Origin of the sequence: Prochlorococcus marinus str. AS9601 (genome assembly GCF_000015645.1) — a bacterium.
Lineage (GTDB): Bacteria > Cyanobacteriota > Cyanobacteriia > PCC-6307 > Cyanobiaceae > Prochlorococcus_A > Prochlorococcus_A marinus_O.
Map to the genome: position 1 here is coordinate 1,500,323 of NC_008816.1, position 13,278 is coordinate 1,513,600.

The 13,278-nt window shown below is 31.4% G+C and carries 14 protein-coding genes and 2 tRNA genes; 8 read left to right on the plus strand and 8 right to left on the minus strand.

Going from position 1 to position 13,278, the window contains the following annotated elements:
* Positions 1 to 45 precede the first annotated feature (45 nt).
* The 3 genes from A9601_RS17410 (at position 46) to recA (ending at position 2,120) form a co-directional block, all read left to right on the plus strand.
* Positions 46 to 117 (plus strand) — tRNA-Gln (locus tag A9601_RS17410).
* Between the two features lie 16 nt (positions 118 to 133).
* The gene (locus A9601_RS17415) at positions 134 to 910 is read left to right on the plus strand and encodes an HAD family hydrolase (protein WP_011819173.1); all 777 of its coding nucleotides are present in this window, start codon (positions 134 to 136) and stop codon (positions 908 to 910) included.
* A gap of 112 nt (positions 911 to 1,022) precedes the next feature.
* Complete coding sequence (recA, locus tag A9601_RS17420; protein ID WP_011819174.1) at positions 1,023 to 2,120, plus strand: recombinase RecA; 1,098 nt, start codon at positions 1,023 to 1,025, stop codon at positions 2,118 to 2,120.
* 2 nt (positions 2,121 to 2,122) lie between these two features.
* Here recA and A9601_RS17425 read toward each other — a convergent pair whose 3' ends face one another.
* Together A9601_RS17425 and A9601_RS17430 are read right to left on the minus strand one after the other, a co-directional pair.
* A complete protein-coding gene (locus A9601_RS17425; RefSeq protein ID WP_011819175.1) occupies positions 2,123 to 2,368 on the minus strand; it encodes a DUF2839 domain-containing protein in 246 nt (81 codons plus the stop codon).
* Positions 2,369 to 2,397: 29 nt separating this feature from the next.
* On the minus strand, positions 2,398 to 3,846 hold the full coding sequence (locus A9601_RS17430) for a DNA helicase (RefSeq protein ID WP_011819176.1): 1,449 nt from the start codon (positions 3,844 to 3,846) through the stop codon (positions 2,398 to 2,400).
* A 95-nt stretch (positions 3,847 to 3,941) separates the two neighbouring features.
* Between A9601_RS17430 and A9601_RS17435 the strand changes: the two genes are divergently transcribed.
* Positions 3,942 to 4,781 (plus strand): prephenate/arogenate dehydrogenase, encoded by an 840-nt coding sequence (locus tag A9601_RS17435; RefSeq protein ID WP_011819177.1) that lies wholly within the window; start codon positions 3,942 to 3,944, stop codon positions 4,779 to 4,781.
* On the opposite strand, the gene crtD is transcribed toward A9601_RS17435, so the two are convergent.
* Positions 4,771 to 6,276 carry a C-3',4' desaturase CrtD gene (gene crtD / locus A9601_RS17440; RefSeq protein ID WP_011819178.1) on the minus strand — a complete coding sequence of 502 codons (1,506 nt, stop codon included), beginning with the start codon at positions 6,274 to 6,276 and terminating at the stop codon, positions 4,771 to 4,773. The two genes, A9601_RS17435 and crtD, sit on opposite strands and share 11 nt — an antisense overlap.
* Positions 6,277 to 6,280: 4 nt before the next feature.
* Here crtD and A9601_RS17445 point away from each other — a divergent pair, with 4 nt between their 5' ends.
* The gene (locus tag A9601_RS17445) at positions 6,281 to 7,159 is read left to right on the plus strand and encodes a fructosamine kinase family protein (RefSeq protein ID WP_011819179.1); all 879 of its coding nucleotides are present in this window, start codon (positions 6,281 to 6,283) and stop codon (positions 7,157 to 7,159) included.
* A gap of 7 nt (positions 7,160 to 7,166) precedes the next feature.
* Here the strand turns inward: A9601_RS17445 and A9601_RS17450 are convergent, their stop codons facing one another.
* Positions 7,167 to 7,532, minus strand: coding sequence for a CAAD domain-containing protein (locus A9601_RS17450; RefSeq protein WP_011819180.1), 366 nt, complete (start codon positions 7,530 to 7,532; stop codon positions 7,167 to 7,169).
* Positions 7,533 to 7,827: 295 nt separating this feature from the next.
* On the opposite strand from A9601_RS17450, the gene moeB reads away from it, so the two are divergent.
* Complete coding sequence (moeB, locus tag A9601_RS17455; RefSeq protein WP_011819181.1) at positions 7,828 to 8,973, plus strand: molybdopterin-synthase adenylyltransferase MoeB; 1,146 nt, start codon at positions 7,828 to 7,830, stop codon at positions 8,971 to 8,973.
* 14 nt (positions 8,974 to 8,987) lie between these two features.
* On the opposite strand, the gene A9601_RS17460 is transcribed toward moeB, so the two are convergent.
* Positions 8,988 to 10,148 carry a cob(I)yrinic acid a,c-diamide adenosyltransferase gene (locus A9601_RS17460; RefSeq protein ID WP_011819182.1) on the minus strand — a complete coding sequence of 387 codons (1,161 nt, stop codon included), beginning with the start codon at positions 10,146 to 10,148 and terminating at the stop codon, positions 8,988 to 8,990.
* 109 nt (positions 10,149 to 10,257) lie between these two features.
* Between A9601_RS17460 and larE the strand changes: the two genes are divergently transcribed.
* Positions 10,258 to 11,082 carry an ATP-dependent sacrificial sulfur transferase LarE gene (larE, locus tag A9601_RS17465; protein ID WP_011819183.1) on the plus strand — a complete coding sequence of 275 codons (825 nt, stop codon included), beginning with the start codon at positions 10,258 to 10,260 and terminating at the stop codon, positions 11,080 to 11,082.
* Between the two features lie 8 nt (positions 11,083 to 11,090).
* Here larE and speD read toward each other — a convergent pair whose 3' ends face one another.
* Together speD and recF are read right to left on the minus strand one after the other, a co-directional pair.
* The gene (gene speD / locus A9601_RS17470) at positions 11,091 to 11,525 is read right to left on the minus strand and encodes an adenosylmethionine decarboxylase (protein WP_011819184.1); all 435 of its coding nucleotides are present in this window, start codon (positions 11,523 to 11,525) and stop codon (positions 11,091 to 11,093) included.
* Positions 11,526 to 11,576: 51 nt separating this feature from the next.
* Positions 11,577 to 12,710, minus strand: a complete 1,134-nt coding sequence (gene recF / locus A9601_RS17475; RefSeq protein WP_343205483.1) for a DNA replication/repair protein RecF — start codon at positions 12,708 to 12,710, stop codon at positions 11,577 to 11,579.
* Positions 12,711 to 12,745: 35 nt separating this feature from the next.
* On the opposite strand from recF, the gene A9601_RS17480 reads away from it, so the two are divergent.
* Positions 12,746 to 12,819 (plus strand) — tRNA-Arg (locus A9601_RS17480).
* A gap of 11 nt (positions 12,820 to 12,830) precedes the next feature.
* Here the strand turns inward: A9601_RS17480 and A9601_RS17485 are convergent.
* Complete coding sequence (locus A9601_RS17485) at positions 12,831 to 13,277, minus strand: hypothetical protein (protein WP_011819186.1); 447 nt, start codon at positions 13,275 to 13,277, stop codon at positions 12,831 to 12,833.
* Position 13,278: the final 1 nt, after the last annotated feature.

The following is a 13,278-nucleotide window of genomic DNA, read 5'->3' on the forward strand; positions in this document are numbered from 1 at the left end:
TTTGGATAGAAAAAAATCTTTTCATGTATTAAAATGATAATTCAATGGGCCGTCGCCAAGTGGTAAGGCATCGGGTTTTGGTCTCGACATTCCTAGGTTCGAATCCTAGCGGCCCAGTTCTAATATTCAATTGGTGTCTTCTCAAAAAATTTTTCTATTTGATTTTGATGGAGTAATAGTTGATGGAATGCAAGAATATTGGCATAGCTCCTTGCTGGCCTGTGAAAGATATTTAAATTCACCATGCATCTCTGTTGATCAAAAACTTTATCAAGGAGTCCCAAATTCTTTCAAAGAAATTAGGCCTTGGGTTAAATATGGTTGGGAAATGATTCTGATTGTTCACGAAATTATAAATACAAAAAATCCATTAACAAGTGATAATAAAGATGATTTCATTAATAATTATCATCAAAATTGCCAGAGGATATTAAATGAAAATTCCTGGATAGCAGAAGATATACAAAAAATGTTAGATAAGTCTCGCAAGTACCAAATTGATAAAGATTTTAAATCGTGGGTAAATTTACATAAACCTTTTTTTGAAATTATAAATTTTATGAAAGAATTAAGCAAAAGAGGAATAAAAACTGGAGTTATAACAACTAAAGGTAAAATATTTGCAGAAAAAATACTTATACAATTAAATATTTTTCCAGAATTTATTTTTGGTTATGAATCAGGAACAAAAATCAAAATAGCTGAAAAGCTTACACAAACTTATGAAATTTTAGGCTTTATAGAAGATAGGAAAAAAACTCTAATTGATATTAAACAAAATTCAGAAACTTCTCACATTCCATGCTTCCTAGCTGACTGGGGATATTTGAAAGAATCAGATAAAAATAAGTTAAGTAATGAAATCAAATTATTAAAATTAGGAAACCTAGGAGAATTAGTTGCAATTTAAAGATAATCAGCTAGAGTACAGATGTACTATAGTTTGTATTTATGAAGTTTGGTTTAAATAAAAATTTCCAAATTTAGAATAATTACAAGAACTTTAACCGATAAATCAAACAATGAGCCTTGAAGAAAAGAAAAAAACTGAATCAAAAGAAAAAGACAAGGCATTAAGTCTTGTCTTAGGTCAAATAGAAAGAAATTTTGGACGAGGATCAATAATGAGACTTGGTGACGCCTCAAGAATGAAAGTAGAAACAATATCTACTGGAGCGCTCACTTTAGATTTAGCATTAGGAGGAGGCTATCCCAAAGGAAGGGTAGTAGAGGTTTATGGACCAGAAAGTTCAGGAAAAACTACATTAACGCTGCACGCGATTGCGGAAGTCCAAAAGAATGGAGGAGTAGCAGCATTTGTAGATGCTGAGCATGCACTCGATCCAGTTTATGCAGCCTCTTTAGGAGTTGATGTTGAAAATTTGTTAGTCTCACAACCAGATACAGGTGAAATGGCTCTAGAAATAGTTGACCAACTTATCAGATCAAGTGCAGTAGATCTTGTAGTTGTTGACTCGGTCGCAGCACTAACCCCAAGAGCCGAGATAGAAGGAGAGATGGGAGATCACGTAATTGGAAGCCAAGCAAGGCTAATGAGCCAAGCAATGAGGAAAATAACAGGAAATATTGGCAAATCTGGATGTACGGTAATATTCCTGAATCAATTACGCCTAAAAATTGGCGTTACATACGGCAATCCAGAAACAACCACAGGAGGTAATGCATTAAAATTTTATGCCTCAGTGAGACTTGATATCAGAAGAATTCAAACTCTTAAAAGAGGTACTGAAGAATATGGCATAAGAGCAAAAGTGAAAGTAGCAAAAAACAAAGTTGCACCTCCATTTAGAATTGCAGAGTTTGATATTCTCTTCGGAAAAGGTATTAGTACAACAGGATGTTTATTAGATTTAGCAGAAGAGACTAATATCATAATAAGGAGAGGCGCTTGGTATAGTTATGAAGGAGAAAATATTGGACAAGGAAGAGATAATACAATTATTTGGCTTGATCAAAACTTAGAAATCAGGAATAAAGTAGAATCTATGGTTAAAGAGAAATTAACAGAAGGAACTGAAGTCAGTTCTAATTCAATGAAAGCATTAAATAGCAATCCTGCTAATACAATCGCTGTTAATGATATAAAAACAGTAGCTTAGATTTATAAAGAATCAGCTAAAGTCCACCACCCAGCAGCAGGGCCTATAAATCTCACTACAATCCATAAGATAACTAACCCTCCGATTCCAAACCAACTAGCCTTAATACTTAATTTAATTAGATTATCTCTTTGATTGATTGTAAAGGGAAGCCATTCAAATAATCTTGGAGACTCATCAACTTTAGTTCTAGTATTATTTTTTTTTGGAGATAAACCAAGTATTTTACGTCTTTTTGCTTCTCCCATATTTCGTTAGTTATTTACAAAATCATAACCTAATCAAAAGGTAGCACATAGTTAATTTTTTTTGAAGGTTGAATGTTTTGCAAAAGTAATCTTCCCCAGTTTCTTTTATTTACTCTTCCATCTAAGATTATTAGCTTACCTGAATTTCTTCTTAGAGGGGAAATAGATCTTTCAAGTTTAATTCTAGCTTGGGGAAGAAAAAAGTCTCGAAACCAATCTTGGGAAAGCTTGTTTTTATGAGCGACTGTAATTTTATTAATAGGTTCTGACATATTCGGAATAGGAAGTAAAGGAATAATAATTTGTTCTGGAATTTGAATTAAATAAGAATTCATAATCCACCAGTCAAAACTTGAGCAAAGAATTTGATTTTTACCTGAGGGAATTGTCTCTAGCAACACCCTCTTCCCGTACTTAGAAGCTAATTCTGTAGCAATATTAGTTTTTAAATCAATATCATCAGACAAAACTAAAGTTAAACCCTTTCTAAAAAGTATTAACTTTTTGCATTTATCCAAGATTGAATTGGTAAAAAGAGGATTATTAGGAAGCAACTGTCTAGAGGGTATATATAATGAGATCTTTTTCTCTTCAAAATTACTTTTAAAATTAATAACCAAGTCAATATCTAAACTATGTTTTTTAAAGTACATTTGGAAAAAATTATCTTTTCTCAATGCTGATAAAAAAACAAATTTATTATTTGAAAAAAATTCTTTAATGTGAGAAAGTTCATCTATTGGCTGTAAATACAAAGTCCAATCTAAATTTGTTTCGTTTAACTTAACCCAGCACGCCCAACCTTTAGATAATGCTTTATTAACCATAAAAAATTTATCAGAAAAAAAGGAATTTTCATGAAAAAAGTTTGAAAAAAAACTAATTTCTTTTTCATTTAAATTGATAAAACTATTACCTAAGACTTTTCTCATGAGGAACTTTTTCTTCAATGAATCATATACTTTTATAAATTTTTGATTGATTAATTCAAATTCATTAAAATTTTTTGTCCAATCCTTTTTAACCAAAGAAATTCTAAAATGATTTTTTAAATCCTGTTTTATATCCTCGATTCCAGAATAAACTATTCGATGATTTCTAAGATTACGAGAATTGGGATCATTAAGTAAATTTTGGATTGTTATCAAACGAATATGATGATTTGCAAAAATAAGTTGATCATTTTTAAAAATAAAATTAAAACCTAGATTTCTTAATGAATCAATCTGAAATTGGCTTATAAATTGAATTTTTTCTTTAGATAAAATAAAAGTTGAATCCTCTTCCTTTAAAAATAAAGAAATCAAAATTGGAGGTAACCAATCATAGCTAGAAAAAATTTCAGAATTAATTAGATATGTAGAATCATTTTCAATACATTTGGAAATTATTCGCCCAAAAGAATATATGTGTTCCCAACTAATACTTTGATCTCTCAAAAAATTTTTCAAATATTGATGACTTAAAATTTCAAGCATTTATAATTAATTTAATTTCAAATACATACAAAATTTATGAACCTAATATACAAAAAATTGGTATCAATATAAGAGGGTCTTGAATTAATCAATCTATGAAAATTGGAATAGTAGGATTAGGTTTAATTGGCGGTTCTTTGGGATTAAAACTCCAAAGTCTAAATCATACAATTTATGGAATAGCAAATAATGAATTTAATGAAAAAAAAGCTAAGGATAAAAAACTTGCAAATTTTGTTAGCTGTGATTTGAGCCTATTAAAAAAATGTGAGCTAATAATTTTGGCATTGCCTATCAAAGATTTGATCAGTCCGTCTCAACAATTAGTCGCATCAATACCTCAGGAAACAATAATAACTGATGTAGGCTCTGTAAAAGAACCAATTGTAAATACATGGGAAAATTTGCATCCTCTATTTATTGGATCTCATCCAATGGCAGGAACAGAAAAAAAAGGAGTTGATTCAGGTTTTGAAGGTCTTTTTAAAAATGCAAAATGGATTATTACCCCAACACAAAATAGTGATTTAAATTCAGTCAGAACTATTTCCGAGCTCATAAAATCAATGCATTGTGAAATTTGCCAAGCTTCGCCAAAAGAGCATGATGAAGCAGTATCTCTAATTTCTCATTTGCCTATATTTTTAGCTTCTGCCCTGATAGAAACTGCGCAAACAAAAAATAATCAATCTTTATTAGATCTCACGCAAAAATTAGCTGCTACAGGATTTGCTGATACTTCGAGAGTTGGCGGAGGCAATGAACAACTAGGTCTAGATTTAGCTATTAATAATCAGATTAATATTCTAAATTCCATAAATAATTTTAAAAATAAGCTAAACATACTGGAATCTCTTATTAAAGAAAAAAATTGGGATTTACTTTCTAAAAAACTTGCTGAAGCAAAAGAAAACAGACAAAATTTTATAAACTAAAATTTTTTACACCTTTGGAAGCTAAAATTTGCCTTGAAACCATTAATGCAGACTGACTAACACCTGCAGTCCCCTCTCCTGGATAAATCGAATCTCCACATAACCATAAACCTTCAAAAGGTGTCCTACTTGATAATCCAAATAAACCAAAAATATCTGGATTTTGACCAAGCCCCCCTACTATTCCATTAGGTCTTTTTGTCCATCTTTCAAAGCCCAATGGAGTTGCTAATTCCCTATGTAGCCATTTATCAGGATCAATATCAAATTGACTTTCCAATTCAAGGGATATTTTTTTCATGAAACTATTTTTCTTCTTTAAATAAGTTTGTTTATCTAGGTCAACCCAATCTTTAGTTTTGGTAAAGATACTGGCAATTAAAGTAACTTCACCTTTTGGCGCTCTTCCATCACCATCATCACTAATTGATACAAATAAGGAACAAAATTCTTTCGAAACAAATTGATAATGATTGGAGAATGTTTTTTTAATATGTTCCTTTTTTAAGGCTGAATAAAAAACTACAGCTCCACTTGGATTAGGCAAATTATTAAGTCGATTTTTATAATTTTTTTTTCTTTCTAAAGGATCTTTCAAATGCTTGAGCAAAGACTGTGGAGGGGCAGTATAAATCACATCTTTTGCTTGGTAAATAAATGATTTTTTTTTCGAATTAGCAGATACTTGCCAACACATATTTACGTCGTCAAAAGTTATAGAATTTACTTCTTGTCCAAAAAATAAATTAACTCCAGTTTTAATCAATGAACTTTCTAATGATTCACTTAAAGACTGCATAGATTTTTTAAGATGCCACAGACCATATGGCTGTTGACACATCTGAAGAACAGTAGATCCATATAATGCAGCAGTATTATAAACATCCTCTTGAGAATAAAGTTTTAGTTGAAGATTTAAGAATTTAATCAAGCGCTCATTCTTGGATAATCCACATATCCGCAATAGATCAAAAATAGTAGATTTAAGTAAGATACCTGTGACAAGGTTTGAAGGAACTAGTGCTTTAAGAAGTTGAGAAAAATCCCAAAAATTGCTTATTGGTAATACAGGATTGTTATTAGCAAATATCCAATTACTTTCATGTATTAGGGAACAAAGTTTCCAAAATCTTTGACTCCCAGGAAACTGCATTTCTCGTTCAACAATCCATTTACTTTTTTCATACCAAATAGGTATAGGATTACCACCATCATTTAAATCAACAATGCAAGCAGGGTCTAAAATTGTGGCTTCTGGAGATGGAATATCTAAAAAATCAAAAATTCTATAATGTATTCCTCCCTTCTCTAAACCTGCAACCTGAGTTGCGCCAACATCGAAAGTATAATTCTTTCTTTTAAAAGTACCGGCACATCCTCCGGCTTGAGTATGAGATTCGATTAAGGTCACTGATAAGCCTTGTTTTGATAAAATCGCTGCAGAAGTTAGTCCTGCTATACCGGCGCCAATAACAATAACTTCAGAATTTCTCATTAAAATGCAAAAATTATCTCCTATTGAAATTAACGAAATTTGTGAAGAATTAGGTGAAACCTATCCAAAAAGTATTGAACAAGTACATGGTGGTGATATTCATAGTGCATGGCGAATAGAATTCTCAAACAAAAAGTTATTCCTTAAAAAAAATATTAGAAACAAAAAATTTCTTGAATTTGAAAAATATTGTCTTCAAAATTTGAGAAAATATATTAACCAAGAAAACTTAGTTATTCCAGAAGTTATTGCATATAAAAATATAAAAAATATAGAGATTCTTTTAATTGAATGGATAGATATGAATAACTTTGAACAAAAAAAGCTTGGAAAAGGTTTAGGTGAATTGCATCTAAAATCGGCTGAATCTAATCCCAAAATGTTTGGGTTTCCAGTTGAGGGTTTTATCGGAACAACAGATCAGAAGAAAGGCTTGGAAGATAATTGGATAGATTGTTTTTTAAACTTAAGGATAATACCTCAATTATTAATTCTTAAACCAACGACTTTAGATAAAGAAACCATAAATAAAGTTAAAGAAAAAATTAAAACAGAATTACTGAATCACGAACCAATAAATGCTCTAGTTCATGGTGATTTGTGGTCAGGAAATGCAGGGATGGATAAAAGTGGCAAGGGGGTTATTTTTGACCCGGCATCTTGGTGGGCAGATAATGAAGTAGATATAGCTATGACAAAATTATTTGGAGGTTTTAGAAAAGAATTTTATGAAGAATATCATAGAATTTTTCCTATAAAAAAAGGATTTGAAAAAAGAATTATTATTTATAATTTTTATCACATATTGAATCACGCCAATATGTTTGGAGGAGGGTATTTAAAACAAGTTAAAGATTACGTAAAAGAAATACTCAATATGTAATCTTAAACTACCCTAAATATGTCTTCTTAAGATTTTGTACCTTATCTAAAACAGCTTCACGATTTTCACTGGTACGAAGATTTTGCCAGCTCCATTGACCGACAACAATTACGCCTAGTAGTTCAAGTAAACCAGGAAGAATTGGGAAAAAGTTTATCGTGTCAATGACAACTTTAATTATTATCTGAGCTATTACGACAACAGCAATTATGCCTGCCGCCTTGCCGTATTTACCCATTTGAGTCCAATCAACATTACCAAGGGTTTCGTTGACTTTTCCCATAACATCAGAGTACTTCTCTGAAAAACTTTTGGTTTCTGAGCTTGTATCGGAGCCGGAGTCTTGGTTTGACTCTGGAGTGTTATCACTCATGAATTCAGTAAACTTAATATATGAACCAGACAGTATCGGAAAAAACGTCTATTGACTACCTTTTTGTTGTGCAAAATTCCGAACCGAAACATTTTGTATTTTTTTAGAGGCTTTGGTATCTAGGCTTTCTGAAGATATTTAAGCTTAAAATTGGTTTTATAAAAACTTCACATTATTTTCTAGTTCTAACAAAAACATTAATAAATTAGATCAAAAAGAAATTTTAAAAAGTCTAAAATTTTTATTTTAATTATTATATTTTCATAGTTTAGCTCGCAAAAATTAAAGGATCTCAATGTCCAAAGATATAAAATTTAATTTCTTAAACTCTGATGAAGAAGAGAGATACCAAAAACATCTTACCCTTAAAGAGATAGGTTACGAGGGCCAATTAAATCTTAAAAACAGCTCAGTATTATGTATCGGAGCAGGTGGGCTTGGCTCTTCCGTTTTGCTTTATCTAGCTGCAACAGGAATTGGGAGAATTGGAATAGTTGATAACGATCAAGTTGAAAAGTCTAATCTCCAGAGACAGATAATTCATGAAACAAATACTATTGGCAATCTTAAAATTGATTCTGCTAGGGAAAGAATTAAAAATTTCAATCCTAATTGTGAAATATTAACCTTTTCAGAGAGAATTAATCCTAAAAATGCTCTTGAATTAATAAAGGAGTTTGATGTTATTTGTGATTGCTCTGATAACTTTGGCACAAGATATTTAATAAATGATTCATGCCTGATATTAGATAAACCCCTAGTCTTTGGAAGTGTACAAGGCTTTGAAGGGCAGGTGAGTGTTTTCAATTTATATAAAAATAGTCCAAATTTAAGAGACTTACTTCCAGAATCACCTTCAAAAAATGCTGCCCCAAGTTGTGCAGAATTCGGAGTTGTGGGTGTTTCAACAGGTTTAATAGGAATTCTTCAGGTTAATGAAATTATCAAAATCATTTTGAAAAAAGGTGAAATTTTAGATGGGAAGATTTTAATTTTTGATCTATTGAATATGAATATGAAAAAATTACATCTAAAAAGTGATCAGTCAAATAAACGAATAAAAAACCTGTCTCAGTTTGAGGGCTTTTATAATAGCGACGAATATTGTGAAAAAAATAATGAGATTAACATTATAAATGCTGATGAATTTAATAGTTTATACAAAGCAAAACCCAACAAAATTCTTTTAATTGATGTTAGAGAAAATGAAGAATTTTCTTCATTTGCAATAGAAGGATCTATCTCAATTCCCTTAAGTCATTTGAAACAAGCATCTGACTTAAAATTTATTCAAAAAGAAAGTTTAAATAAAGAGGTTTTCACTATATGTAAATCGGGGAAACGCTCTGAAAAAGCATCAAGAATCTTATCTAAATTCAAAATTAAGTCAAGATCTATTGAAGGCGGCATCGAAAAGGTAAAAAAAATATTGGGCAATTAATTTTTTAAGAATAGTTAGTAATCTACACCTCTTTTTAAATCAACTCCCACATTTGCATAATGCTTATGACAAACCATTTCAGAGTAAACATCAGCCAGTTCAAAGTATGAAGGTTCATTTTTACACCTTCCAGTAATTACAACTTCTGTCTCTGCTGGTTTTTTTAAGAGCGTTTGATGTATTGATTCCACAGGTAACAACTCTAAATCAACAGTTGGATTTAATTCATCTAAAATAATCGTCTTATACAAGCCAGACAAAATAGCAGCTTTAGCAATTTCCCATGCTCTTTCAGCCTCAACATAATCAATTGGTTGTTGCTGACCTCTCCATACGATGGCATCTCTGCCTGAACGCAAATGATCTACTAAATGAGGGTAACTCTCTCTCAAAGCTTCTATGGCAGCATCTTCGGTATATCCATTTCCACCTTTTAACCACTGTAATATTAAAACTCTATGACTTTTATCTTGAGATATTCCTTTACCGATAGCTTGAAGAGCCTTACCGAGTGCACTTGTGGATTTACCCTTTCCTTCGCCTGTATAAATCTCAATTCCACCACTAGAACTACTTTGTTTGTTTAGTTCTGCTGAGTTTCCTATCAATCGTGGTCTCATTTCTGAATGGAGTTGAGATATTCTTACCAAAGAGGGCGGGGCTGCCCTTCCAGTAATAATTATTTCTAATCCATCTGGACGATTTTGCAGAGAATCAACTACTTCATTGATATCAAGCATTCCTAAATCAAGAACTGGATTCAACTCATCGAGTACAACTACAGAATAAAGAGAACTAGCAATTGCTCCTTTAGCAATATTCCAACCTCTTTCGGCCTCACCAACATCAAACCTTGTCACTTGGTCAGCAGTAAAGAATTCAGATCTTCCTGTCCTTACATGGTCAATTAAATGAGGAAAGCCTCTTTGTAAAGCCTCTATAGCGGAATCCTCGTCATATGGCCTCTCAGGGCCTTTTAAGAATCTTAGAAGTAAAACTCTTGACTGTCTTTTTTCGCATATTCCTAATCCTATTGTCCTGAGAACTACTCCCAATGCAGCCTGGCTTTTCCCCTTACCCTCTCCATCATAAATATGTAATTGACCTTTTGATCTCTCTTGACTGTCACTTGCTGTGACAATTCCAATTCCTCTATTTCTACTCGTATTCGTCAATTGAACAAAATTTAGTAAATTTAATCTAAGATATAGATAAGAATATTATTAAAGATTTAATAATAAATTCAACCTATTCATAGGTAATTTGAATTTTAAAGTAATTACCATGTTCAATCAACTAGAAATCCTCACTGATGAACAAAGTGAAAAGCTTTATACAATTAGAAGATACATTAAGAATCTTGATAGTGTTTGCATTGCTTATTCCGGAGGAGTTGACAGTACATTAGTAACATCATTAGCATTCGAGCAATTAGGTAGCAAAGCAATTGCAATTACTGGTATTTCTCCTGCATTAGCCAATACTCTTCGCGAAGAAGCAAAAAGTCAAGCAAAATGGATTGGAGTAAAACATTTAGAAATTAAAACATCAGAATTAGACCAATCAAGTTATAGTAAAAATCCTAAGGATAGGTGCTTTGCATGCAAAAAAGAACTCCACAAACATACAACCTACCTTTCTAAAAAACTTAATTACAAGATTGTTTTAGATGGAGTTAATGTTGATGATCTGAAAGATTACAGACCAGGTATACAAGCCTCAAAACAAGCAGGAGTTATTTCTCCCCTTGCGAAATTTAAATTCTCAAAAAAAGACATTAGAGATATATCAAGAGCATTAGGTTTTCCTTGGTGGGATAAACCTGCTCAACCTTGCTTATCATCTAGATTTCCTTATGGCCATGAGATAACTAGCGAGAGGCTAAAAATGGTTGAGAAAGCAGAAGAATACCTTAAACAAGGTGGCTTATCGGAGGTTAGAGTTCGATGCCAAGGCTCAACTGCAAGAATAGAAATTCCCAAAAATGAATTAAAGCATTTTTTTGACAAATATAACTTTAATGAATTAGTTCAATATTTTTCTAATTTAGGTTTTAATTGTACTAGCTTAGATCTTGAAGGACTAATAAGTGGAAAATTAAATAGGTAAATATTGTTTTAAACAGCTGTTCTGATCTGCTTGGGTACTGCTGAAGGTGGATTTCGCTCAATGACATGCAAAGAATGTTCTTTAGCCATCAAAGATTCAATTATATATTGACTAGCTAGTTCAGGCATCATATTTCGACCACATGTAAAAATATCGACTGCCGAATAATTAGATTCAGGCCAAGTATGTATTGAAATATGAGATTCTGCCAGTAATGCAATTGCTGTAACCCCCTGAGGCTCAAATTTATTACTTATCAAATTTAAAACTGTTGCATTTGCCAATTTAGCAGCTCTATTAAGAATACAGCGCAAAAAGGATTCGTCATTTAATTTTTCGCCATCGCATTTATAAAGTTCCAACAAAAGGTGTTTACTTTGATGACTTAATTTTTGCTCATCACTTAACGAACTTAAAATGTGACTTTTTTTGTAGGTTTCCATTTAAGAATTTATATGAAATTAAGATTAGCTAAAAATCATGCTTTTTTGAAATTATAAGTGAATCATTTGTGAAGAGCCTACGAAAGACTGATTAAATTTATCCAAATGTGTCGCACTTATAAAACATTGACTATCTTTGCCAACAGAATTTAATAACAAATTTTGCCTGGTTAAATCTAATTCCGCCAAAACATCATCCAATATAAGTATTGGAGGAACATTTAATGTTTTAGTTAATAAATCGAGTTCAGCCATCTTTAAAGCCAAGATAAAAGTCCTTTGCTGTCCTGAAGAACCATATTTTCTAACTGAAACATTATTAATTAGAAACTCAACATCATCACGATGAGGTCCAAAATTACATTTACCTGTCAATGCTTCTATTGAACGCTGATTTAAGAGTTGTTCTACTATTTTTTTACTAATAACTTCTTCTTCTTCTTCTTCTGGACTTATATTTTGTATCCCGGAAAGATAATTTATATCTATTTGCTCTTTAGATTTACTTAAATGATTATGCCAATATTCAACATATGGTTTTATTTTTAATAATGCCCTTCTTCTGCGCCTAAAAATTCTTGTACTTATTATTGACATTTGAATATCAAAGCTTTCAACAATATCTGAAGATTGAGTTTTTAAAAAACTTTCGGAACGCCAAAAATGACTTCTTTGCTTTAAAATCCTATTAAATCTACTTATCAGATCTAAATATACTGGTTCAAGCTGAGATACGACTTTATCAATCCATATTCTTCGATAACTTGGTTCACTTCTAACAATATCGATATCATTGGAGCAGAAACATACACTCCGAATATAATTCTTTATTTCACTCTGTTTTTTCAAGATTGTTTCATTGACGTAAATTCTTTTAGGCCCTTTGCGGAATAAATTTAACTTTAAATCATCTTTAAAATTTATCTGTCCTTTGACTACAGCCATATCACTGTCATTCTCAATTAAATCCTTATCGCTTAATGCTCTATTAGATTTTAGTTGACTTAAAAATTCAACCGATTCAAGTAAATTTGACTTCCCAATACCGTTACAGCCAAGAACAATAGTTCTTTGCTCTTTTAAATCAATTTCAAAACTTTTATAGTTTCGAAAATTTTTAATTTTTAATTTATTTAAAAAAATTTTTTTTGTGCATTCATTAATTAAATTAGCTAAGTTTAAAATGTTTAGATTTTCTTTAAAGAAATTGAAAAATTAAAGGGCATGTAGCTCAGTTGGATAGAGCATCAGATTCCGGTTCTGAGAGTCGGGGGTTCGAATCCCTCCATGCTCGTAACATCATTTTTAAAGTTTATATCCCATTACTCTTATTCCATTTGGATCTAGTATGAATCCATTCTCCTCTAAACTTAAAAACGAAGATACTGGTGCCTGTACAGAAATACTGCATCCAGGCATTTCTCTATTTATTTTCTCAAGAGTTACTTGAATCAATATTGAATAATAAAGTTGCTGATTATTACCTGGCAATGCACTTAAATTCCACAAGTTTGCATTTAACCCCCTATCAGACGTAACCCTTACAAAGCCATATAACTTATTTTTTAATTCATTCTGTATGGTAAAAAAGAAATTACTTTTCTCAATAGCCTCGGAAAAAGGTTTTATTGGAAATGTATCACAACCACAATTAGCTAAAAGTTTATTAACTTCTTTAGCTAATGGTATTTGAGAAGAGTTAACAAAATAACCTTCTGGAAGAACAAGTTTTTTTTTAGAAAAATATTGCAAT

Bases quoted from the DNA above. Each gene is read 5' to 3' on its own strand.
- speD (WP_011819184.1), bottom strand. From the start codon at position 11,525: ATGGAAACCTACAAAAAAAGTCACATTTTAAGTTCGTTAAGTGATGAG.
- recA (WP_011819174.1), top strand. From the start codon at position 1,023: ATGAGCCTTGAAGAAAAGAAAAAAACTGAATCAAAAGAAAAAGACAAG.
- A9601_RS17435 (WP_011819177.1), top strand. From the start codon at position 3,942: ATGAAAATTGGAATAGTAGGATTAGGTTTAATTGGCGGTTCTTTGGGA.
- crtD (WP_011819178.1), bottom strand. From the start codon at position 6,276: ATGAGAAATTCTGAAGTTATTGTTATTGGCGCCGGTATAGCAGGACTA.
- A9601_RS17450 (WP_011819180.1), bottom strand. From the start codon at position 7,532: ATGAGTGATAACACTCCAGAGTCAAACCAAGACTCCGGCTCCGATACA.
- A9601_RS17430 (WP_011819176.1), bottom strand. From the start codon at position 3,846: ATGCTTGAAATTTTAAGTCATCAATATTTGAAAAATTTTTTGAGAGAT.
- moeB (WP_011819181.1), top strand. From the start codon at position 7,828: ATGTCCAAAGATATAAAATTTAATTTCTTAAACTCTGATGAAGAAGAG.
- larE (WP_011819183.1), top strand. From the start codon at position 10,258: ATGTTCAATCAACTAGAAATCCTCACTGATGAACAAAGTGAAAAGCTT.
- A9601_RS17425 (WP_011819175.1), bottom strand. From the start codon at position 2,368: ATGGGAGAAGCAAAAAGACGTAAAATACTTGGTTTATCTCCAAAAAAA.
- A9601_RS17445 (WP_011819179.1), top strand. From the start codon at position 6,281: ATGCAAAAATTATCTCCTATTGAAATTAACGAAATTTGTGAAGAATTA.